We start from the raw sequence: 22,767 nt of genomic DNA, 5'->3' as shown, positions 1-22,767 counted from the left end.
CGAACCCTTCTGATAATTTTTTGCCTGGTATGACTTACGGCCTAGCATTTTTTCAGGGGCGTATGCCCCATTTTCCGATCAAGCCGGCCAATACAGTCTTTTGAGCGGCACAAGCCGTTTAGTTTCAGCATCAGTCGCATCGTAATGTTCAATCAGCGCGCGCACGACATGATCCAACGTCCACATTGCGAGAGGGATAGAAGCGCGGTCAGCCTCGTACTGAGCATCTTTACTGAAACCTCCCGTGCTTACATACAGGCCACGATCATCTTTGTGCCGCCCCCCCAAAAAACCACGGATATCCTGACTGCCCATCTGACCTTTGCGGTGTTTGACCTCGACGACAATTCGCGGGTGCTCAAAACCAAAGCCGTCAGGCGACGCAACGATATCCTTTCCACGATCAGAGCCAGGTGGAGAAACTTGCGTCTTGTAGCCCATAGCCCGAAGGATACCAGCGACTAGTTGCTGCATATCATCCCAGTCCAGCTCGCTTACAAGGTCCTTAATTCGCTCTAAAGCCTGTGAGTCAACATCTGCTAACGGATCTGCGATGTTATATTCGAACTCTTCTTCAACTGGCAGCACGGGTTTACCGTTAAGTGCTTGAATTATCTCAGTGGCAGCTAGAGGAGGCACCTCGAACAAGGTCAAAGTAGAGCCCAAACTATTTTTCGTGCTAACGCCCAAGAGATCACGCGACAACTCACGTTCCTGCCACTGAACAGCCCGAACCAACGGCATGCCTTGTTCTGCCCACTCAGGATGGTGTTCGGCGGGCCCCATAATTTTGCCAATCAAATACAACCTATTGGCGGGAGAATAGGTTACGACCCAATCATCAGTCTTGACCTCATTAACGAAACGCCAAACTTGCGAAGCACCTGAAATAACCGTGCCCTTTTTCATTTGCGGCTCAAGGGAGCGGAAAAGGGATATTATCTCCTTTCGTTCAAGCCCCGGTTTGGCGTGGGGGGCTAGTTGGCTCCAACCTATCGCAACTACCTTCCGCTCCCGGAAAGAGTCGTATAAGCTCCCTGCGTCACCCCGTACCATCCACATTCTGGCCATCAGACTCTCCTTGTACTCGCCATGTAGTGGTCAACTGATACCGGACAGTATTTTAAGTTTTTCTTCCGCCGCTACCGGCGATACACCACCGTTGAACGTATGCGGTCGTTGCTCGTTGTAATAGCCCATCAGGTAGTCAGCAACATCCCTTTGCGCTTCGTACATGTTTCGATAGCCGATGACCGGTATCCACTCCGATTTCAGACTCCTGAATAGCCTTTCCATCGGGGCATTATCCCAACAATTTCCACGTCGACTCATGCTCTGCTGCATGCGATACCTCCAGAGCCGCTGGCGGAACTTGCGGCTGCTGTACTGACTTCCTTGGTCCGAGTGGAACATTACCTTCTCCGGTCGGCCCCTTTGCTCCCAGGCGTGATCAAGCGCTTTTACAACAAGGCCTGCATCTGGTCTGGCTGACATAGCCCAGCCAACGACACGGCGCGCATACAAATCCAGCACTACTGCAAGGTAACTCCAGGCCTGACCGGTCCATACATAGGTAATGTCGCCGCACCAGACTTGATCGGGTTGATCGACTACAAACTCCCGGGCCAATTGGTTCGGAATGTCGATCCGCTCGACCGTCGCCTGTTTGTAGGCATGAGGCCCTGGCTGTTTGCAAACCAGTCCCAGCTCGCTCATCAGACGCCGCACCTTGAAGCGTCCAGCAGCTATGCCTTCCTCGCTGAGCAGACCCACCATGGTCCGGCTACCGGCAGAGCTCCGGCTCTTCGAAAACAGCCGGTTTACCTTTGCTTTCAAGGCAAGCCGTTCAATATCTATCCGACCCCGGCGTTGCCGGTAATCGTAATAGCTTGAACGACTAACATCGAACGCTGCGCAGACCATCTCGACAGGCATTTGCTCACTCAACTGGTCTATCAGCGCGTACGATTCATTTCGTCCGACATCAAGAGAGCGGTAGCCTTTTTTAATATAGTTTTCTCCATCTCAAGGCGCTTACAGCGAGCCTCGAGCTCCTGGATCTTGCGTTGCTCTGGCGTCAGGGCTTTGCCCTTGGGCGTGACACCCTGACGCTCCTGCGACAACTGATCGACCCAGCGGCGAAGAGCGCTTTCTCCCACGCCGAGAGAAGTACAAGCCTGGGGAATGCTATATCCTTGATCAAGCACCAGGCTGGCTGCCTCCTGCTTGAACTCGGGTGAAAAAGTGCGTCGTTTCCTGGTCATCTGACACCTCGCTTAGGGTGGCGATTTTACCACCTACGTTGGTGTCCGGGGTAGTGTTCATAATTCTGTGTCACCTCTTTAATCTACTCATCAGAGAGGTGAACCATGAGCAAACCCACATTCGACATTGACGCCGCCCTGCAAGCCCTGCGTGACGGCCAGGATTTGACCGGTAAAGACGGCATTCTCACGCCGTTGATCAAGCAACTCACCGAAGCCGCCATGCAGGCTGAGTTGGACAATCATCTTGCCAAAGAGGCCACGCCGAACCGCAAGAATGGCACGACTGGCAAGACCATGAAAGGCCCCGTCGGCAGCTTCGAATTGAAGACGCCCCGTGACCGCAGCGGCACCTTCGAGCCCCAGCTTATCAAGAAACACCAGACGCACCTGACCGATGAGCTGGAGCGCAAAATCCTGGCCCTGTTTGCGCTCGGCAACAGCTACCAGGACATCCGCGCTCACATTGCTGAGTTATATGATATTGAGCTGTCCAACGGCACCATCAATGCTGTCACCGACAAACTTCTGCCAGAGCTACAGGCATGGTGTTAATGGCCAATTAATCTGACCCACCTCTGGCCAACAATTTTGACCCACCCATGGTGGCATAGGCCACCGATCCATGTAGCGTCCCCCGCCTTATGCACAGGCCGGGGACAGATCATTGAAGGAGTGGGTTGTGATTCACAAGATCAAGGGGTTGTATGACCAGGGCCGTGGCCTGTCGGTCCGTGCCATCAGTCGCGAGCTGGGGATATCCCGGAACACCGTACGCAAGTATCTGCACCTGGATGAGGTGCAAATCAGCACTGCCATTGCTGACCCTTCACGCACCAAGTTGCTCGACCAGCACCGTGATTATCTGATCAATCAGTTGGGTCAGTTTCCAGCCCTCAGCGCGGTCAAGCTGGCCCGTCGTCTGAGGCAGCGCACCGTTGACCTAGCGGTGTCAGACCGGAGCATCCGCCGGTATGTGCAAGAGCTCAAGCAGCAGGTTGCCAGCGGTCAGTTGCGCTATTACGAACCGGTCGTTGAGTCGGTACCGGGCGTCCAGTGTCAGGTCGATCCTGGTGAGCTGCGAGGCGTCATGATCGGCGGCCTGGAGCGTGTCGTTCACTTTGTGGTGTTTGTGCTGTCCTGTTCCCGCTTGATGTATGTCGGCCTCGACTTCCGTCCCTTGCACACCGAGCGATTTATTCAGATGCACGACGAGGCCTTCCGTTACTTCGGCGGCGTCACCGAGGAGTGCATCTACGATCAGACCAAGATGGTGGTGATTAACGAGCAGTACCGTGAGCTGACGCTGAACCAGCGCTTCCACCAGTATGCGACTACCGTCGGGTACCGCATCCACGCGTGCGAGGGCTATGACCCGGAGAGCAAGGGCAAGGTGGAGTCCGGGGTCAAGTACGTCAAGCGCGACTGCTTCTACGGTGAGCAGTTCCAGGACGAGAACGCCGTTCGCCAGCACCTGCATGACTGGCTTGAGACGGTGGCCAACGCCCGCCTGCATGGCACGACGGGCCAGCATCCACGGGTCCATTTCGAGGCGCTGGAGCGTAGCCAACTCAAGCCCTATCTGGTCCCGCAGAGCCTGCTGCACTTGGCGCCGACAAGGGAGACACGCAAGGTCGACAAGACCGGCTTGATCTCCTGGCAGGCCAACAAGTACTCGGTACCCATGGCCTGGCAGCAAGCCCGTGTCGGTGTCAGCGCACAGGACGACCAGTTACTGATCCATGACCTGGAGAGCGGTGAACTCATCGCCACCCATGACCTGTGCAAGGCCAAGGGCCGGATGATCAAGAACAACAACCATTACCGCGACCATGCCCAGCGCATCACCGACTTGGAGCACAGCATCGACTCGATCTTGCCCGATGACCTGGGGGCAACCCTGTGCCAGTTGCTCAAGCGTACTTCCCCGCGCATCTACAAGGACCAGTTGGTCGCCGCACGCGACCTACTCATGGCCCATGCGCCGGTTGATACGACGCTGCTTGGTGAGCTGTGCGGGCGCGGCGAGCTGACTGCCACTGGACTCAAGCGCTATCTCGAAGCCTGGCAGCAAGCCAAGGCGCGGGGGCGGGTCATCAGCGATCAGGACTATGCTCCCGTAACTGGCAGCCAGGTCAGTCACGCCGACCTGAACGCTTACGCCCGGGTTGGCCAGTCGACTGGCCACGGGGTGACCCCATGAGCCTGCTCGACAGCACCATCGCGCAGTACCGCAGCCTTCGCCTCAGCGCGACCGCTGGTGAGCTGGCCACCCTGCTGACCAAGGCCGAAGCCAATGAACTGTCCTACCTGAACTTCGCCCAGTCACTGGTCGAGCATGAGCTGAACGCCCGCTCCAGCAGCCGCGTGAGCCGCAACCTCAAGCAGGCCCAGTTCCCCTCGGAGAAGCATCTGGAGGCCTTCGACTACCGGCACCAGACCACCATCACCAAGCGCCAGGTCAGTGCCTTGCTGGACTTCAGCTTTATCGACAACCGGGACAACCTGGTGTTCATCGGACCACCGGGCGTGGGCAAGACCCACTTGGCCATTGGGATTGGCCACAAGGCGGTCCAGGCTGGCTACAAGGTGCTGTTCCGCACCGCTCTGGCACTGGTCGAGGATCTAGAACTGGCAGAGATGAAGGGCGAGCTGAAGAAGCGTTTGAATCAGCTGAGCAAGTACGACGTGCTGATCATCGACGAGCTGGGCTATCTGCCGATGACACGGCAGGCCCGGTACAACCTGTTCCAGTTGATCAACAACCTGTACGAGTACCGCTCGGTCATCCTGACCACCAACAAGGACTTCACCAGTTGGGGCGAGTTCTTCCATGACGATAACGTGGCCGTGCCCATCATCGACCGCGTTATCCACCATTCACACATTTTTATGCTGGGAGGTGAGAGCTATCGACTGAAGCAGAAAACCGGCGGTTAGCGGTACGCAAGTGGGTCAATTTTATTGGCCAAAAGTGGGTCAAAATTAATGGCCATTGACACATGGCGAGAGCGTGATCTTGAAGTCATCTATCCAATTGTCTGGCTTGACGCCATTCACTACAAAATCAAGGAAAACGGGCGTTACGTCAGCAAGGCCATCTACACCATTCTCGCCCTGAACATCGAGGGAAAGAAGGAGCTGCTTGGCCTGTATCTGTCCGACCAGGAAGGCGCCCATCACTGGCTCTCCGTGCTGACAGACCTCTACAATCGTGGCGTTAAGGACATCCTGATCGCCTGTGTAGATGGCCTGAAAGGCTTCCCGGAAGCCATCGAGAGCATTTACCCGAAAACGGAAATCCAGCATTGCGTGATTCACCAGATACGCAACTCGCTGAAGTATGTCGCATCGAAAAACCAGAAAGCCTTCATGGCTGATCTGAAGCCCGTCTACAAGGCTGCAACGCTGAACGCCGCAGAAATCGCACTCGATGAACTGGAAGCCAAATGGGGCGAGAAATATCCAATGGTGATCAAGTCTTGGCGGGGCAAATGGCCGACCCTATCGGCCTACTTCAAGTATCCCGATTACGTCCGCACTGCGATTTACACCACCAATGCGGTGGAGGCTGTGCATCGCCAGTTCCGCAAGCTGACCAAGACCAAGGGCGGCTTTGCCAGTGAGAACGCCTTACTGAAGCTGCTCTATGCCGGTATACTCAAGGCATCCGAGCGCTGGACCCACCCCGTTCAGAACTGGAACCTGACGCTGTCGCAGATGGCCATCCACTTCCCCGAGCGCCTGGACGAATACATCAGTCTGTGACGCTGCTGTCGGTGACACAGAGTTTTGAACACCCTCGTGTCCGGGATTAGTAGACCACTACACCATCATTTATAAATCAGCTTGATACGCCATCCTTATGCCACAAGCTTTGAAAGCATGGGGTCGTTTCGGAAGTACACGCACCAGCGAGCGACTGCTGACAATTCTGCTGTACAGTGTGTCATCTCACGAATATCGATACACACCTCTCGAAGCTTGGCTTTCGCCGCCGGGTTAAGAGGGCCGCAGCGGGCTTTAGTCCTGTTAAAATCCCAGATCAGTTGATCCACCTTCTGCCAAACCTTCCTGCGTGCTTCAGCTAAAGGCTCATGCTCATTTAGTTTGAGGCGATTGACTGTTTCCTTCACTCTCTCTTGGTCCCATTCGGATGCGCCCGGTATATGGATGACCTTACCTTCCTCATCAAATGCGATCAGACTTACATCCTCAGCGTCTATAGGATCGATTAGGTAGAAGGTTTCGGACTCCTCGCACTGATTATTAAAGGAGGAACATAGCGATCCGTTGACTAGGGGAAACCAGCCCCCTTTCTTACGATTACCTACGTTACCGCATGCCCGAAAATTCATGTAATTGAAAGCCAGCCACCAATAGCCGTCTCGCACGTTGGCATCCAAGGCTTTCGCTTCTTTCTTGGGGCGAAAGTGCTCTACGTCGTAATGCGAATACAGCTCACGCACCTCAGAAAACCAGCACTTGCCCGACGACAACGCTAAAAGCCATTCCTTCAAGGCACCCCAGTGAGCACTGTTGGCATCAATCAGTGCGTTGCGGGCGTCACGGTCCCCTACAGCATCTAGTGCGGCTAATTCAGTTACCAAATTCGCAGACTTCGCCTGCCATGCATCCCATTTCTCTTGAGTCCAGGGCGCCCAACCCGGGATATCTCCGTCGGTGGGCAGCTTATGTTCCAGATCAATCCAGATCACCGGCGTTCCTCTTCACGTAGAATTTCGTCAATGATGGAATCCGCAATTTTATCCTGCTCGGCTTGCTCTTCATGCGTTAGCACGGGTTTGCGGAACTGGCGGTGTTGGGCCATCTTCCGAACAAACAAAGCGTAATCCGGATCACGGAAGTCTGCGGTCGAGAAGCCCAGATCAGCCAACTCAGTAGACAGGCGAGTTAATTCGGCATCCTCTTCGGGGGTACGATGGTTCTTTACGAACAATTCATTGCGTCGGAAAAGACGGCGCTCGGTTTCAATGTCCAGCGTGGACGACAACCCGAACAACTCGCTTTTCAGTAGCCCGGTCACACCCATACCCTGCGGGTGTTCATCCGGCGTATCCACTACGGTGCGTCCACCATCACGTCGCAGAATATGCACCTGCTCGCGCTTCAGGCTACCTACCATCATGGGATCATGGGTGGTGATAAGAATTTGCGAGTCACCCTCTATCAGCGCATCCTCTTTAGTCCCCAATACGCCTTCAATATCATCGAAGTAGCGAAGCTTCCAGATTGGGTTAAGGTGGGTATCTGGCTCGTCGAGCAGGAATAGACAATGGTCTTCGCGGGTAATGCGCATCAGGCCAAGCACGGTGAGCATCTGCAGCTCGCCTTCGGACAGCTGAGTAAAACTGACCTTGCCACCGTGCTCGTCGCGTTTTTTGACAGTGATGCGCACCTCATCAATCAAATCACCAATATAGGCGCCCTCGGCGTAACGGAAGAAGCTGTCGGTGCTGCCAACCAGCTCGCCCAGTTGTTTGAGCTTCTCCTGACTCGGCACGAACAAATAAAGCTGCTTTTGTTTTTCGGTGCGGCCACGAAAGTCGATTTGTTTGGTCGCCTCCTGCTCAATGGGCGCCCAGGACACCTGCCAGAGCTTGTCCAGAAACTCACTGACCACGTTACCGCGTGCATACCAGAAGCGCGGGTCGCCTTCATTCAACTCCTGTTCATCGAACTTGCCACCCCGGCGCTTTTCGCGCAGGCGGTGCGGCTCCTTAAGTACAAACAGCGCGGATTCCAATGATTCGATGTGCAGGTTCTTCAGCACCTTCTGAAACACCGGGTCATCAGACAACAAACATGCCAGCAACACTAACTGGCTGTGTCCGCCTCGACAATAGAACAGTCTACGCAAGCGATCGTCGCCAAGGTGCTTCAAGCGCCCACGATGCCGATCTTCTGCTTTAGCAAAAAATTGTGCCCTTTGCTCGTGAAATGGCTTTAGTTCATCCTGAATCTTACGAATTTCATCATGTTCAGCACCGTCAAGGTCGTTCTGTTCTTTTCCGCTGAACTTACGCAAGGCTTCCTCAAGCGCAATCATACGGTCAGGAGCTTCATAGGTGTCGGGTAGCACTTCGTCTGTGGTGATTTCCTGGCGCAGGTTGAAGCGGCGCTGATGTTCCTGAAACAACGCCTCGATGCGTTCGTTGCGGCCGGAGTAATAGGCAAAAATGTGCGCTGGCAGAAGCTCGCGATTTTTCAGCAGATAGCCTTGCGATTCCGTTTGTCCGTCCACCCACACATAGGGGCGCTTTTGCTTGGCTGTGTCAGCTTCGACGTGCACCGCGTGGCCACGAATGCTGTATTCCAGCGTGTAATCGAAGGCTGCTTCGCGGTCCAAATCGACATCACGGAACATGGTGATCAGGGCTTCGATCAGGTTGGATTTACCGGTGCCGTTCTGGCCAATCAGGGCATGGCTACAAATCTGCTTGAGATGATCCGTAGGCGCGCTCTCGCTGAATGGCAAGTGCGTCGCAAAGCTGATGTCGAGATCACGTAGATTGCGAAAATTAGGGATGCGGATGCGAAGTAGCTTCATATCAGACGTTCACCGTATCGGCTGGCTTTTCACGCATTTCGGCAGGAGTCGGCTCCAGAATCCAGCCGCGGGCCACCTCGGTTTTCAGCTGCGCATAAAAGGTATCGATTTCGCCACCAAAGCGCTGCCACAAATCCTTGGCGTCCATCTCGCCATTGTGCCGGGCCAGAATGGTGGCCAGCGGTGCTTGAGCTTTAATATCAGGCGCCGTGCCCAAACTCAGCGGGGCGATTAACTGGGTTTGCGGAGCTTTCATGGGTTCCTCTTCTTCTTCGATGGCGATGCCTGTGAGGCTGGACACGGCGCTAGCTGCAAAATTGGTTGCGATGCGCCGCTTTCGAGAGAGCTGATCCTCGTAGTGCTCACACATACGGAAAAGCGCATCAACGATGGCAACAATTTGATCTTGCTCTGCCATGGGTGGAACCGGAACAACGAGATCTTCCACGCCACCGACCCGCAAATGCTTGACTGTCATGCCAATGGCTGCTTCGATCATTCGCGTTTGAAAACTCCGGCTCTGAATTACGTACAGAAGAAAGCGATTACTAAATAGATCAGGAAAGAGTCGGATCAGCATCGAGCGCTGTCCGAGACATACCTTTTCTCCATCAGGAACAATCGCTGCCTCACCCATCGGAGCCTCGCGCGTAAAGAATATGTCGCCGCTTTTTGGTGGCATACGCCTTGCCCAGTAGGCATATGTTTCTTCTGAAATCTTCCTCGTTCTGGACAAATCCATTCTGCCATTACGAATGTCAGTTGTTCGAATGAGGTGAATGCCTTCGCTGACGTATGGCGCGGTCTTGTTGTGACAATCAACAACGGCTTGCGAAACCTGTAGCAGTGATGCCCATGCCCAATGTTCTGGCAATACTGCGTCGGGAATAGTCATTTGTTGTGAGCGGAGCTTTTTTAGCATCGCCAAAGCTTCTTTTTGCTCCTGCCCCTCTGACTCTATTGACCATTCGATACGTTTCTTTGCAATGGCACGGAGCAAGTCGGCTCCACTAGCGGTGTGGCGATGTTCGGTGTTCAATAATTCGCCAGACACCGCCAAATCAAGAATCAATCCCTTGAACGCGACGACATCCTCAGGGGCATGAAACAGCTGCCCGAAGTTATCGGCCAGGCGCGCCCAGGTGGTTTGCAGTTCATGCGGTCTTTGGCTACTTGCAACGGCTTGCAAGGTGGACTTGCGCAGCGCGTTTTGCAGTTTGCGGCGGGCCTGCTGCTGCGATTCAAGCTTGTCGCACAAGGCCATCAGCTCATCGACTTTGGCGACGATGCTTTCCTGATCACTTATCGGAGGCAATCCACAGGGCCTAGCAAGTAAACGTGCTGTATCCAAGTGAGGAATGGCCGCTCCTTTCTTTTCCGCATTAAACCGTCGATAGCCGTGCAGGAAGAGCAATTTCACGAAATGTTGAATCGTAGGGAGAGTATCAACTCTTGCTAAAGTTGAACCAATGACACCATCGTTCCCATCTAAGACAAGACCACTTCGCGAGCCATCGCAGACCACCAAAATATCGGCTTTTGATGAGCGGGGAGCTTGCTCGTCATTTGTGTATCTTTGGATATTTCCACGATCAAGAGCTTCAATATCTAAGTACGGGTACTTTCCTTCTGGACCCAGATCTTTGGGATTCTTGCCTTTGGTTAAGCTAAATATGTCGGAATTGCGCACCCAGACCCAATGCTCTGGAATTGAAAATGGCTTATCTAGATCTGAGATCGGCACTTCGAATTTTGCACGACGTCCTTTTTTTGATTGAGTTTGACTGGCCCTCCAGCGCCCAATTTCATCAAGCAAACCTAACGTCGATTCCTTGCTTTCGCTCGAAAGAGCCAAGCGACCTTGAACAGCCAAGTCTAGGACCATATCCCTTAAACGATCGATTCCACTTGGCGCATTGGCAATATGCCCAAATTCCGCCAAAAACTGCTGCGCTTCCATCAGTCGGCCTCACTCACAAAGTGATGCGCCAGCGCTGCGGCCAGTTCGCTTTTAAGCTGGTTTTCGGTTTCTTCAATTTCGCCCAACAACTTTTTATACTTTTCCAGCAGCAGATCCGGATCGTGGGTTTCTTCTTCTGGCGCGTTGGGGTTTTTAATGTCGAGATTAAAGATCGGCCAGTAGAGGCGATCGCCCGCCACCTGTGCGTCGCGCGCTTGCAGGCGCAGTGGTTCGGCTTTGGCGCGTAACTCTGCGATCTGGGCGTCGATCTTTTCACGATAGGCAGCATCAGTGGTGCCTACCAAGCTCTTGCGTAAGTCGCCCGCTTCGCTTTCCAGTGCGGAAGCTTGGTTGTTCAGATCTTCAGCGCGTTGCCATTGCGGTCGTGCGGCAGCTTCGGCCTGTTCGCGCTTGGTTTTGAAATCTACCTTCCAGGCGAATTCGTTTTCCACGCGCTCGGTAAAGTCGTTAGCCTCACTACCCCACCAGTCTTGCTCGGGTTTGAATTCTTCCAGCCGGATGGGCTTGGTTTTGGAATAGCTCTTGTAGCCAGGCGGATAGGGGTGCTCGTAAAACCAGATGGTATCGGTGTGGAAGTGTTCAGTGCCATCATCCACCGTGCTGCCCTTGGTGAAGAACAGCAGGTTGGTCTTAATGGTGGTGTACGGCGCAAATACCCCCTTAGGTAGGCGGATGATGGTGTGCAGCTTGCAGTCGCGCAGCAGCAATTTTTTCAGCGTGCCTTTGATGCCATCGCCAAACAAGAAGCCATCGGGCAGCACCACGGCAGCGCGGCCGTTCTCTTTCAAGAGCTTTTTGACGATGAGCGCCATGAACATGTCGGCGGTCTCGCGGGTACGCAGGTCGGCCGGGTAGTCGCCCCCAACGGTGTCGTCCTCATATCCGCCAAAAGGCGGATTAGTGATAAGACACTCAACTTTATGGTTGGCGTTCCATTCATTCCATCCCTTGCCCAAGGTGTTTTCGTGGCGGATCTGGCTAGGTACGTCAATGCCATGTAGCAGCATATTGGTGGTGCACAACAAATGCGGTAGCTGCTTCTTCTCGAAACCTTGAATAAGCTCCTCGAGAGCACGTTCGTCTTTAGTGCTAGATTTGGTGGTGATCTGTTTGCGAAAATGATCAATCGCAGCCGTCAAAAACCCTCCGGTACCACAGGCTGGGTCAAGTACTCTTTCGCGCATTTTAAGGCTGGGATTAACCTGTGCAACCATGAAGGCAGTAATGGCGCGCGGAGTATAAAACTCGCCTGCATTGCCTGCGCCTCGCAAATCGTTGAGCATCTGTTCATACACGTCACCCAGGCTGGCACGGGTCTTGAAGTCGTGGAAGTTGATGGCATCTTCCAGCTTTTCGATCACAGCCAGCATTTGCGGGCCAGATTTCATGTAATTGTTGGCATCTGCGAAGACACTTTGTACTACCGCGTGCTGGGGGCTCTGACTAGCATCAATATGATCTTTAAGGGCGGGGAATAGCTTATTATTAACGAAAGCAATCAGTTCGCTGCCGGCGATCTGTGGCTTCTTTTTGCCATCCGCATCCACGATGTACGCCGCCCAGTTACGCCAACGGTAGCGCTCAGGCAACGGCGATTTATACTGCTTGTTGTCGTCTTCCCATTCTTCTTCACGCTGATCGAAAACCTTGAGAAACAACATCCAGGTCAGCTGGCCGAGGCGCTGGGCATCACCGTCTACGCCGTCGTCCTTGCGCATGATGTCCTGGATGGACTTGATGGTACTGCTGAGATTCATGAAATGTCCTATAGATAACTAAGTTCAGGCGCTTTTATCGTCGTACAAGGCTTTTTCAAGCTCTTGTATCGCTTGAGTGTATTGTTCAAGACTGCCAAAGATGCCGCGACGGATCTGGGTTTTACTGCCGAACTGATCAAATGGCGGCAGCTCCAATACCTTGGCGTCTTCAATGTCTTGCACGCCGTGGTCCGCAAACTTGTCGAGCAGGGCCTCCAGTACTGCGCGGGCCTGATCTCCATATTTGCCGAAAACGTCTCGTTTCTTGACGTTGTTGGCACGCTCGCGGCGAGTCAGAGGCTTTTGGTCGAAAGCTACATGAGCGACAAGATCGAAAACATCCAGCTCGCTGCCATTGGCCACGGCTTGCTGCAATATCTCAATAGGCACGCCCTGTTCGGCCAGTCCCTCCAGCACTGCCTGCTTACGCTCGGCGCTGTTCCAACGGCGCAAAAAGTCGGTAAGGCTGCCGAACTCTGCCTGAAGGGCTTTTTTTATATCGTCCTTGAGAAGAACTCGGTAATCCTCGGTGATGAGCTTGCCATCAGCATCCAAGTATTGAGAACGCTCAACGGCAACACGCACGTTGACGTCGTCAACCACATACTTGGTGCGTCCCTGCCCTCCTTCCCCCCCGTTTGCATCGTCATCAGCTCCTTCACCGCTAGTACCGGGCCCATATGGCGTCGGTTCAGGTTCGCCTGTAGTCGGTGGCTCAAGATCATCTGGCGGCACTACCGGTTCGCCAGGTTTGGGTTCGTAAATCACTACTGGTTCACCATCAAAATCCGGATCTGCGAAAAGACGGGTGGCGCCCTTGAAATCCATAATGGTGAAGTACAGCTTTTGATAATCCTCACGCAGGCGGGTACCACGGCCTATGATTTGCTTAAACTCCGTCATGGAGTTGATATTCTGATCCAGCACAATCAGCTTGCAGGTTTTGGCATCAACCCCTGTGGTCAATAACTTAGAGGTAGTAGCTATGACCGGATACGGCTCGTCATTGTCAATGAAGTAAGAGAGCTGGGCCTTACCTTCGTTGTCGTCCCCGGTGATGCGCATAACATAGCGGAGGTTACTTGCGGCTGCAGGGATCAGCTTTACCAGCTCTTGACGCATCCGTTCAGCGTGATCCTGATCGTCACAAAAGACGATGGTTTTTGCCATCGGATCAACAGCCTTGAGGTACTCCCACACCTTGGTGGCAACAAGCTTGGTACGCTGTTCCAATACCAGGTTTCGGTCGAAATCCTTGGTATTGTATTGACGCTGTTCAATCGCTTGACCAAGTTTATCGACCTTGCCTTTTTCGGGCGTATAGCCGACGGCATCAACGTCAGTAGCTATGCGTATCACTTTGTAAGGGGCAAGGAAACCGTCCTCAATGCCCTGCTTTAACGAGTAGGTGTAAACCGGATCGCCAAAGTACGTGATATTACTGACTTCCTTGGTTTCTCTTGGCGTTGCCGTGAGCCCCAAGTGAGTGGCACTGTTGAAATAATCAAGTACCTCCCGCCAGGCCGAGTCATCGGCAGCACTGCCACGATGACACTCGTCAATAACGATAAGATCAAAAAAATCTGCGGGGAACTGCCGATAAATCTGTTTCCACTCTTCCTTACCGGTGACGGCCTGATACAAGGCCAAGTAAATTTCGTAGTTTCTTTTGATTTCGCGATTGGAAACCTTGTGCATGACTTCGCCAAAAGGAGCGAAGTCCTGTTGCATGGTTTGATCGACAAGGATGTTGCGGTCAGCAAGAAACAAAATGCGCTTCTTGGCTTTGGCCTTCCACATACGCCAGATAACCTGGAACGCAGTGTAAGTTTTGCCCGTACCTGTGGCCATGACCAGCAAAACTCGTTCCTGCCCTCTAGCTATCGCTTCAACAGCCCGGTTGATTGCTACGCGCTGGTAATAACGCGGCGCACGGCCAGTGGCGTCTGTATAAAAAGGTTGTTCAATCAGCTTGACAGATTCGGGGGCGGTCAGGCCTTTCCACTCTTGGTAAAGAGACCAAAGATCCTCCAGTGGAGGAAACTCGCTGAGCTGCAGCACTCGCTCGACGGGCTGGGTGAGTCCGGTACGATCATGAAGCAAGAAGCCTTCACCATTGCTGCTGATAGCAAATGGAGCATCCAGCATTTCAGCATAGGTCAGCGCCTGCTGCATACCGTGACCCACAGAGAATTTAGCCTGTTTGGCCTCAACGACAGCAATCGGGATATTAGGTCTGGCGTAGAGGACAAAATCAGCACGCTTGGGGCCACCTTTGGCTTCAGGATTCTTGATCCGTGCAGCCAGCTTGCCCCGAACCATGACTCGACCATCAGTGAGCCTCACCTCCTCGCGGAACTGATGCTGTTCCCAACCTGCCTGCTGTATAGCAGGCATGATGAACTTGGTGCAGATATCCCGCTCTGATAGTTGCCTCTTATCCAAAATACGCAACCCTGATTAATAGATCCCTCGAAGGCACAACTATCACTCACTCAATGTTGATTGACAACAGACACACCCAAGAAATCAAGCAATCAAGGTTTTTCGAAGACACGCCAAAGTCACCATAAAATGGAGCGCTAAATCTATTCAATTAGCGATCAATCGTTATCGCTCAATGTATTTTATAGAATCAAATCACCCTCACCCCACCCGCTCAAACTTCAAATCCCACACCCCATGCCCTAGCCGCTCACCACGCTTCTCAAACTTGGTGATTGGCCGTTCTTCCGGGCGGGGGACGTAGGTGTTGTCTTCAGCCAGGTTGCGGTAGCCGGGGGCCGCTTGCATGATTTCCAACATGTATTCGGCGTAGTGCTGCCAGTCGGTGGCCATGTGGAAGATGCCGCCGGGTTTGAGTTTCTGCCGGACTTTTTGCACAAAGTCTGGCTGCACGATGCGGCGCTTGTGGTGCTTTTTCTTGTGCCAGGGGTCGGGGAAGAACAGCATCAGGCGATCGAGACTGGCGTCGGGGATGGCTTTGTCGAGCACTTCAATTGCGTCGCAGTCGTACACGCGGAGGTTGGTGATGCCGGCTTTGAGGACGTTGTTCAGCAGTGCGCCGACGCCGGGGCGGTGGACTTCGATGCCGATAAAGTCCTGTTCCGGGGCGGTCTGGGCCATTTCCAGCAGGGAGTTGCCCATGCCGAAGCCGATTTCCAGGTTGCACGGGGCCTGGCGGCCGAACACGCTGTCCAGATCCAGTTGGCCATCCTTGAGGCTGAGGCCGAAGCGCGGCCAGCCCTGATCCATGCCTTTCTGCTGGCCTTCGGTCATGCGCCCGGCGCGCATGACGAAGCTGCGGATACTGCGGCGGTGTTCCGGGGCGGCGGGCTGGTCAGTCATCGATAAGCCTCAAAAATAAAGAGTTCGTAGAACGTGTTTACGAGCTCGCGAGCTAGAGCAATACAAGGGCCAAGCCCGTTCCCTTCGGGCTTTCGGCATTTCCCACATCCATGTGGGTCACATAAGCAGGCGAGGCAGCGGAGTTTACAACGAGTAAATGAGCATGCCGAGCCTGTTTTTAACGCAGTAGTGCCGACGCGCAGCAGTTCGTAAGCGCGTTCTCAGGTAATAGTGCCATCCAGCGGCGACGACGCGCTGGCGTAGAGTTTGCGTGGCATACGGCCAGCCAGGTAGGCGGCGCGGCCGGCGAGTATGGCGTGCTTCATGGCTTCGGCCATGAGTACCGGTTGCTGGGCGTGGGCGATGGCAGTGTTCATCAGTACGCCGGCGCAGCCCAGTTCCATGGCAATGGTGGCATCCGAGGCGGTGCCGACGCCGGCATCCACCAGTACCGGGACGGTGGCTTCTTCCAGGATGATGCGCAGGTTCCAGGGATTGCAGATGCCCATGCCGGAACCGATCAGCCCGGCCAGCGGCATCACGGCAACACAGCCCATGGCGGCCAGTTCGCGGGCAATGATCGGGTCGTCACTGGTGTAGACCATGACGTCGAAGCCGTCTTTGATCAGGACTTCGGCGGCCTTGAGGGTTTCCACCACGTTGGGGAACAGGGTTTTCTGGTCGGCGAGCACTTCCAGTTTGACCAGTTTGTGGCCATCCAGCAGTTCGCGCGCCAGTTTACAGGTGCGTACGGCGTCGTCGGCGGTATAGCAGCCGGCGGTGTTGGGCAGGATGGTGTAACGGTCCGGCGGGATCACGTCGAGCAGGTTGGGCTCGCCAGGGTTCTGGCCGATGTTGGTACGGCGAATGGCGACGGTGACGATCTCGGCGCCGGAGGCTTCAATCGCGGCGCCGGTTTCGGCCAGGCCCTTGTATTTGCCGGTGCCGACCAGCAAACGCGAATTGTAACGAACGCCGGCGATCTCGAAGGCGTCTTGCGACATATCAGTCATGCTGTCTCCCGCAGTCAGGTAATTGCCGATGCCGGCAGGGGCGCTGTTTAACCACCGCCGATGGCGTGCACAATCTCTACCCGGTCACCCGCTTGCAGGGTGGTCTCGGCGTATTGGCTGCGCGGTACGATATCCAGATTGTGTTCGATGGCCAGTCGCTTGCCGGCCAGCTCCAGCCGTTCCAGCAGTTCGGCCAGGGTGACCGGGCGTTCCAGGTCATAGGCTTCGCCATTGAGTTGAATCTGCATGGGGCACTCGATAAGAGGTGGATCAGCTGGCTATGATACCGCGATGCGCCGGCTTTTCCGAGCCTGCAAGGGTGCAGAGCGGCTGTTTACAGTTGCCGCCACACACCCAGGCCGAATAGCAGCCAGGCGATGAGAAAACTGACGCCGCCGAAGGGAGTGATAATGCCCAGCGCGGTGATGCCGCTCAGTGCCATCAGGTAGAGGCTGCCGGAAAACAGCAGGATGCCGGTGATATAGCCGATGCCGGCGGCCTTGAACAGGCGGCTGTGCGACCATTGCAGCAACAGCAGGGCGACACCGATCAGTGCGCCGGTGTGCCAGAACTGGTATTGCACGCCGGTCTGGAAGGCGGCCAGCAGATTGGCCGGCAGCTGCCCGCGCAGGCCATGGGCGGCAAAGGCGCCAAAAGCGACGGCGGTAAAGCCACTTATTGCTGATAACAACAGGAACCACTTGGCCATGGGGAAAACCTCCGGTTTATACTGGGCCGCAGCAATGCACCCCGGCCAGCACTCTAAGCTGCGCACGGTGGCCAGGCAACTCTTCGGGAGCCCGATGCGTGACAAGAATACTGAAAAAAGCTCTGGGCAAAATCTTCAAGTGGCTGCTGATTCTGATGGTTATCAGCATCTTGCCGGTGATCGCCTTTCGCTGGGTGCCCCTGCCCGGCTCAATGATGATGGTCGAGCGCTGGATTCAGGCGCGCAGTGAGGGCACGCCGATTACCCTGCAACAGCAGTGGCGGCCCTACCGGGAAATTCCGGACAGCATGAAAATGGCGGTGATTGCTGCCGAAGACCAGCACTTTGCCGACCATCACGGTTTTGACCTGCGGGCGATCCGCATGGCGCTGGAGCACAATCGCGAAGGTGGCAGCCTGCGTGGCGCCAGCACCATCAGCCAGCAGACGGCGAAGAATGTGTTTCTCTGGTCCGGGCGCAGTTGGCTGCGCAAGGGTCTGGAAACCTGGTACACGATCTGGATCGAGCTGCTCTGGCCGAAGCAGCGCATTCTGGAGGTTTACCTGAACGTTGCCGAGTGGGACGACGGTGTGTTTGGAGTTCAAGCGGCGGCGCAAAAGCATTTCGGTATCGGCGCCAGCTACCTGTCTACCCGGCAGGCGTCCACCTTGGCGGCGGTATTACCCAGCCCGCGCAACTGGAGTGCGGCACAACCGCCGGCGCATGTGCAGCAGCGGGCGCAATGGATTCAACAGCAGATGAACCAGTTGGGCGGCCCGCATTATTTGCGGCAGATGGAAAAAGGCCGTGAGTGGTCACGCCCGGACTGGTTGCGACTGCCCGACGTGCGTGGGTGGCTCAGCGATTCAACGCAGCCCGAACATAACCGAGTGCGCCTCTTCATCACTGACCGCCACTACCGCGCCAGAGGCCTGATAGATCCAGGTTTCGCCGCCGGCGATTTCCAGGCGCATGTCCGGGTTGCCGAATGAGCTCTGTACCTGGTTGACGTCGATCGGTTCTGCCGGCTGCATGCTCATGCGGATAATCGGGTAGTCTTTCAATGCCTGCGCTACTTCGTTCGACAGTGGCTGATCATACATATCCGGCTGCCAGTCCTGCGCTGCGACCAGGCTGTCCATCCGTTCGGCAGCCAACTGCACCGTGGCCTGCGCGCGCCAGCTCTGGCCGTCGGTCTCCAGACGGTAACGGCTGACCAGCGCTGGCTCGCCCTCGGCACTGATCATCCATAACTGCCCCGGCCCGAGTACCCGGCTGACATCGCCCAGCAGCAGCTGCTGTTCGCGCAGTGGTTGCCACAGGCTGACTTCGTATTCCTCATGCCACTGCAGCGGGTCGGCTGCTTCGCCACGGGAGAAGTAATAGCCCAGGGCAAAGAAGGCCACGGCCACCAGACTGAGGACGGTGACCAATGGGAAGCCGAGCGAACGATTCATGTCATCTCCGATAACTGACTTTGTAGTAACCCAGTGGGCAACAAAAAGGGCAGCACGCAGCTGCCCTTGGTGGATAACCGGGAGATGCCGTCAGAACGTCATCTCGGTTTCCAGGTTCTTCTTCAATTTGTTCATGGCGTTCTTTTCCAGCTGGCGGATACGTTCCGCCGACACCTGGTACTTGGCCGCCAGTTCGTGCAGGGTGGCTTTCTCTTCAGCCAGCCAGCGCTGATAGAGAATATCCCGGCTGCGTTCATCCAGCCCGGACAGGCCGGCCTGCAGATGCCCGGTGGAATTGTCGGACCAGTCGGCTGATTCCAGCATGCTTGACGGGTCATAACGCTTGTCTTCCAGATAGTGCACCGGGGCATAGCTGGCGTCGTCGTCATCATCGGCGCCGGCATCAAAGCCCAGGTCATGGCCGTAGAGCCGGCTTTCCATCTCGCGCACTTCGCGGGTGGCCACACCCAGATCAGCGGCAACGGCTTCCACTTCGTCATGGTTCAGCCAGGCGAGCTTTTTCTTGGCGCTGCGCAGGTTGAAGAACAGCTTGCGCTGGGCCTTGGTGGTAGCGACCTTGACGATGCGCCAGTTGCGCAGGATGAATTCGTGAATCTCGGCGCGGATCCAGTGCACGGCAAAGGACACCAGACGCACACCCATTTCCGGGTTGAAGCGTTTGACTGCCTTCATCAGGCCAACGTTGCCTTCCTGCACCAGATCGGACTGGGCCAGGCCATAACCGGAATAGCTGCGGGCAATATGCACGACAAAGCGCAGGTGCGACATGACCAGTTGGCGGGCCGCTTCGACATCTTCGTGGTAATACAGGCGATCGGCGAGTTCGCGCTCTTCATCGACACTGAGGATCGGAATAGCGCTCACGGTCTGGACATACGCCTCCAGATTGCCGCCGGGCACCAGACTATGTATCGGTTGTAACGCAGTACTCATGCGCGAACTCCCCAAAAATGACGTCCAAGTGTATCACTGCCTTCTAGGACTGTGAATGGGGGCAAAAGTTCGCTTGCAGCCCACCGAAAACACTCCCATTCAAGGTGTGTCAGGCAGAAAAACGACCCGCGCCAGGCGGCTGCAGGCAAGGGGCTCAGGCGCCTTTTTTCTTTACGTACAGCACCAGGTTATGGTCAACCAGCTCGTAGCCGTGCTCTTCGACGATTTCCTTTTGCCGCTTCTCGATGGCCGGGTCAAAAAATTCAATGACCTCGCCGGTATCGACGCAGACCATGTGGTCGTGATGGTCGCCGTCGGCCAATTCGAACACGGCGTGGCCGCCATCAAAGTTGTGGCGCACGACCAGGCCGGCGGTTTCAAACTGGGTCAAGACCCGGTAAACGGTGGCCAGGCCAACGTCATCGCCGGCTTCCATCAGTGCCTTGTAGACATCTTCAGCGCTCATGTGGCGCTCTTCTGCATGGTCCAACATCTGCAGAATCTTGACACGCGGCAGGGTGACCTTGAGGCCGGCTTTTCGCAGTTCGCTATTTTCAACCATGGCAGATTCTCGTTCTATGCTTCGCAGGGCGGGATCAGTCGGGTATGATTCGGATCATTCAATTCATCAAGATAGTGGATGTTACCACGCGATGCCAAACTGCCTGAACCGATTCCTCTGTATCTTTGTATGTGCCGGCACTCTGCTGCTTGCCGGTTGTGGCTTTCCCGGTGTCTACAAGCTGGATATCCAGCAAGGCAACGTGGTAACCCAGGACATGGTAGACCAGCTGCGCCCGGGCATGACCACCAGCCAGGTGCGCTTTATCATGGGCACCCCGCTGATCACCGACACCTTCCATGAAAACCGTTGGGATTATCTCTACAGCATGACGCCGGGCCACCGGGAACGGGTGCAGGAACGTATCAGCCTGGTGTTTGAAGATGATCGCCTGGTTGCGCTGAGCGGCGATTTCACGCCGGGTACCAGCCGTGACGAAGCCATTATGGGCAATGCTGCGCCGCAGCAAGACTCGACCGATACCGATCTGGGTGCTCCGCTGGGCACCGGCGAGTAAAGCCGCCTACTCCGCTGTTTTCTCTTCTGCTGCCTTGGCTTTGGCCTTGGCAGCGCGCTGTTTGCGCACTTCTTTCGGGTCCGCTATCAGGGGCCGGTAAATCTCGATTCGCTCACCACTGTTCACCGCGCGCTCATCCGGCTTGGGTACCGCTTTGCCGAAAATCCCCACCGGGCACTCATCCAGCTGTAGCTCGGGGAAGTGCGCGTCGATCCCCGACAGGCGGACAGCCTCGCGCACACTGGTACCTTCGGGCACGGTAAAACCGAGAATTTTCTGTTTGTGCGGCAGGGCGTAGGCCACTTCAATGGCCAGCGTGCGTTCAGCCACCGTAAACCTCCTTGGCGCGCAGACAAAAGGCTTCCACCATGGTGTTGGCCGCCTGATTGAACAGAGGCCCGAGGGTCGCCTTGACCACCGGACCGGAATAACTGAAATGCAGATCCAGGCTGATCTTGCAGGCACTGTCGCCCAATGCCTTGAACTCCCACACCCCGTGCAATTCCTTGAATGGCCCGTGCTCCAGGCGCATCTCGATGCGTTGGCCGGGTACCAGGCTGTTGCGGGTGGTGAAGCTTTGCGTCATCCCCGCCTTGGCCACGGTCAGGCTGGCATGCATGTGCTCCGGGCTTTCTTCCAGCACCCGGGCTGCAGAACACCACGGCAGGAACTCGGGATAATGTTCCACCCGGTTGACCAGTTCAAACAACCGCGGCGCGGCATAGGGTAAGAGCGCAGAGCGCTGAATATGAGTCATGCCAGTTTCACTTGATAAATTCGGCGAGGACAAGCAGCAAAAGTCCCGCAGGAGCCTGATAGCGTAACAGCACCAGCGCCATCGGGGACAGCGGCGGCTACTTGAGGGCCACCCCGTCAGGCTTGAAACGCCGGGCATTGTGCAGATTTTGCTCATACAGGACAAGCCTTGCACCACAGCCATAGCCGAACGGTTCCGAACTGCCTATAATGCGCGGCCTATGAGCAAGCAAACCAAATCCCAGGCCAACAGCGGCACCATCGCGCTGAACAAGAAGGCCAAACACGATTATTTCGTTGAAGAACGCTTCGAGGCGGGCATTGCCCTGACCGGCTGGGAAGTGAAAAGCCTGCGCGCGGGCAAAGCCCAGCTGATCGACAGTTACGTTCTGCTCAAGGACGGCGAAGCCTTCCTGCTCGGTGCCCACATCAGCCCGCTGACCACGGCCAGCACCCATGTGATTGCCGACCCGACGCGCACGCGCAAATTGCTGCTGAAAGCCCGCGAGCTGGATAAATTGCTTGGCGGTGTGCAACAAAAAGGCTTCAGCTGTGTACCGCTGGCCTTGTACTGGAAAAAGCACCTGGTCAAATGCGAGATCGCTCTGGTCCGCGGTAAAAAAGACTTCGACAAGCGTCAGACGCTGAAAGAGCGGGACTGGAATCGCGAGAAGCAGCGCATCGTTCGCGACAGTAATCGATAAATTTTTCCAAATTCGCTGAACTTTCCTTTTTTACCCCAGTCATAGTTTGTAACCGGGCAGGAAAGCTCCACCTGCCCGTCCTGAGGTTCAAAGCACGCACAACTTGCCCCGCACTTTGCGGGGCTTTTTTTTGCCTATCATTTATCCTGATAGCCCTTGCCAAACTCAAACGCG

The 22,767-nt window shown here is 55.4% G+C and carries 19 protein-coding genes and 4 pseudogenes; 7 read left to right on the top strand and 16 right to left on the bottom strand.

Translation table 11 applies throughout. The annotated features are described in order from the left end of the window. Window positions 1-78 precede the first annotated feature (78 nt). Together BLU07_RS01165 and BLU07_RS01160 are read right to left on the bottom strand one after the other, a co-directional pair. A complete protein-coding gene (locus BLU07_RS01165) occupies window positions 79-1,071 on the bottom strand; it encodes a restriction endonuclease (RefSeq protein ID WP_092383328.1) in 993 nt (330 codons plus the stop codon). A 30-nt stretch (window positions 1,072-1,101) separates the two neighbouring features. After that, window positions 1,102-2,264, bottom strand: a protein-coding gene (locus tag BLU07_RS01160; protein WP_092383326.1) for an IS3 family transposase whose coding sequence is annotated in 2 segments (ribosomal slippage) — window positions 1,102-2,009 and window positions 2,009-2,264 — 1,164 coding nt in all. Because the reading frame shifts where the segments join, the coding sequence is not laid out codon by codon here. Window positions 2,265-2,369: 105 nt separating this feature from the next. On the opposite strand from BLU07_RS01160, the pseudogene BLU07_RS01155 reads away from it, so the two are divergent. From BLU07_RS01155 to BLU07_RS01140, 4 genes and pseudogenes are all read left to right on the top strand, one after another. Further along, a pseudogene (locus tag BLU07_RS01155) lies at window positions 2,370-2,813 on the top strand (transposase); the annotation flags it as partial. 133 nt (window positions 2,814-2,946) lie between these two features. Then, the gene (istA, locus tag BLU07_RS01150; protein ID WP_092383324.1) at window positions 2,947-4,467 is read left to right on the top strand and encodes an IS21 family transposase; all 1,521 of its coding nucleotides are present in this window, start codon (window positions 2,947-2,949) and stop codon (window positions 4,465-4,467) included. Continuing rightward, a complete protein-coding gene (istB, locus tag BLU07_RS01145; protein WP_092383322.1) occupies window positions 4,464-5,204 on the top strand; it encodes an IS21-like element helper ATPase IstB in 741 nt (246 codons plus the stop codon). Before istA ends, istB begins: the two co-directional genes overlap by 4 nt. Window positions 5,205-5,267: 63 nt before the next feature. After that, window positions 5,268-6,032 (top strand): annotated as a pseudogene (locus BLU07_RS01140) (IS256 family transposase); the annotation flags it as partial. 95 nt (window positions 6,033-6,127) lie between these two features. On the opposite strand, the gene BLU07_RS01135 reads toward BLU07_RS01140, so the two are convergent. The 9 genes from BLU07_RS01135 to BLU07_RS01095 all read right to left on the bottom strand — a co-directional run bounded on the left by BLU07_RS01135 (window position 6,128) and on the right by BLU07_RS01095 (window position 17,643). After that, on the bottom strand, window positions 6,128-6,982 hold the full coding sequence (locus BLU07_RS01135) for an HNH endonuclease family protein (protein ID WP_092383319.1): 855 nt from the start codon (window positions 6,980-6,982) through the stop codon (window positions 6,128-6,130). Beyond that, window positions 6,979-8,835, bottom strand: a complete 1,857-nt coding sequence (locus BLU07_RS01130) for an AAA family ATPase (RefSeq protein WP_092383317.1) — start codon at window positions 8,833-8,835, stop codon at window positions 6,979-6,981. Before BLU07_RS01130 ends, BLU07_RS01135 begins: the two co-directional genes overlap by 4 nt. 1 nt (window position 8,836) lies before the next feature. Beyond that, window positions 8,837-10,795, bottom strand: coding sequence for a restriction endonuclease subunit S (locus BLU07_RS01125; protein ID WP_092383315.1), 1,959 nt, complete (start codon window positions 10,793-10,795; stop codon window positions 8,837-8,839). After that, window positions 10,795-12,573, bottom strand: a complete 1,779-nt coding sequence (locus tag BLU07_RS01120; protein ID WP_092383313.1) for a class I SAM-dependent DNA methyltransferase — start codon at window positions 12,571-12,573, stop codon at window positions 10,795-10,797. The genes BLU07_RS01125 and BLU07_RS01120 overlap by 1 nt, the downstream gene beginning before the upstream one ends. A gap of 24 nt (window positions 12,574-12,597) precedes the next feature. Further along, window positions 12,598-15,018 (bottom strand): EcoAI/FtnUII family type I restriction enzme subunit R, encoded by a 2,421-nt coding sequence (gene hsdR, locus BLU07_RS01115; protein WP_092389490.1) that lies wholly within the window; start codon window positions 15,016-15,018, stop codon window positions 12,598-12,600. A 201-nt stretch (window positions 15,019-15,219) separates the two neighbouring features. Next, window positions 15,220-15,921, bottom strand: a complete 702-nt coding sequence (trmB, locus tag BLU07_RS01110) for a tRNA (guanosine(46)-N7)-methyltransferase TrmB (RefSeq protein WP_092383311.1) — start codon at window positions 15,919-15,921, stop codon at window positions 15,220-15,222. 221 nt (window positions 15,922-16,142) lie between these two features. Continuing rightward, entirely contained in the window at window positions 16,143-16,934 is a 792-nt protein-coding gene (locus BLU07_RS01105) for a thiazole synthase (protein ID WP_092383309.1), read from the bottom strand. Between the two features lie 47 nt (window positions 16,935-16,981). Then, window positions 16,982-17,182 carry a sulfur carrier protein ThiS gene (gene thiS, locus BLU07_RS01100; RefSeq protein WP_092383307.1) on the bottom strand — a complete coding sequence of 67 codons (201 nt, stop codon included), beginning with the start codon at window positions 17,180-17,182 and terminating at the stop codon, window positions 16,982-16,984. Window positions 17,183-17,268: 86 nt separating this feature from the next. Continuing rightward, a complete protein-coding gene (locus tag BLU07_RS01095; protein WP_092383305.1) occupies window positions 17,269-17,643 on the bottom strand; it encodes a DUF423 domain-containing protein in 375 nt (124 codons plus the stop codon). A gap of 107 nt (window positions 17,644-17,750) precedes the next feature. Here BLU07_RS01095 and mtgA point away from each other — a divergent pair. Beyond that, window positions 17,751-18,476, top strand: a pseudogene (mtgA, locus tag BLU07_RS01090) (monofunctional biosynthetic peptidoglycan transglycosylase); the annotation flags it as partial. 33 nt (window positions 18,477-18,509) lie between these two features. Here mtgA and BLU07_RS17795 read toward each other — a convergent pair. The 3 genes from BLU07_RS17795 to fur form a co-directional block, all read right to left on the bottom strand. Continuing rightward, complete coding sequence (locus BLU07_RS17795; RefSeq protein ID WP_231701665.1) at window positions 18,510-19,100, bottom strand: hypothetical protein; 591 nt, start codon at window positions 19,098-19,100, stop codon at window positions 18,510-18,512. 90 nt (window positions 19,101-19,190) lie between these two features. Further along, window positions 19,191-20,054 (bottom strand): RNA polymerase sigma factor RpoH, encoded by an 864-nt coding sequence (rpoH, locus tag BLU07_RS01085; protein ID WP_092383303.1) that lies wholly within the window; start codon window positions 20,052-20,054, stop codon window positions 19,191-19,193. A gap of 154 nt (window positions 20,055-20,208) precedes the next feature. Next, window positions 20,209-20,616 carry a ferric iron uptake transcriptional regulator gene (gene fur, locus BLU07_RS01080; RefSeq protein ID WP_092383301.1) on the bottom strand — a complete coding sequence of 136 codons (408 nt, stop codon included), beginning with the start codon at window positions 20,614-20,616 and terminating at the stop codon, window positions 20,209-20,211. A gap of 91 nt (window positions 20,617-20,707) precedes the next feature. Here fur and BLU07_RS01075 point away from each other — a divergent pair. Next, window positions 20,708-21,076 (top strand): annotated as a pseudogene (locus tag BLU07_RS01075) (outer membrane protein assembly factor BamE); the annotation flags it as partial. Between the two features lie 63 nt (window positions 21,077-21,139). Here the strand turns inward: BLU07_RS01075 and BLU07_RS01070 are convergent. Next, on the bottom strand, window positions 21,140-21,463 hold the full coding sequence (locus tag BLU07_RS01070; protein WP_092383297.1) for an RnfH family protein: 324 nt from the start codon (window positions 21,461-21,463) through the stop codon (window positions 21,140-21,142). Continuing rightward, window positions 21,456-21,890: a type II toxin-antitoxin system RatA family toxin gene (locus tag BLU07_RS01065; RefSeq protein WP_092383295.1), complete on the bottom strand. Its 435-nt coding sequence runs from the start codon at window positions 21,888-21,890 to the stop codon at window positions 21,456-21,458. Before BLU07_RS01065 ends, BLU07_RS01070 begins: the two co-directional genes overlap by 8 nt. 220 nt (window positions 21,891-22,110) lie before the next feature. Between BLU07_RS01065 and smpB the strand changes: the two genes are divergently transcribed. Next, on the top strand, window positions 22,111-22,593 hold the full coding sequence (smpB, locus tag BLU07_RS01060) for an SsrA-binding protein SmpB (protein ID WP_092383293.1): 483 nt from the start codon (window positions 22,111-22,113) through the stop codon (window positions 22,591-22,593). The last annotated feature ends 174 nt before the right edge of the window (window positions 22,594-22,767 follow it).

Source organism: Halopseudomonas salegens, assembly GCF_900105655.1.
Taxonomy (GTDB): domain Bacteria; phylum Pseudomonadota; class Gammaproteobacteria; order Pseudomonadales; family Pseudomonadaceae; genus Halopseudomonas; species Halopseudomonas salegens.
Note: the sequence above shows the minus strand (reverse complement) of the source record. Positions and strands in the feature narration are given on the sequence as shown.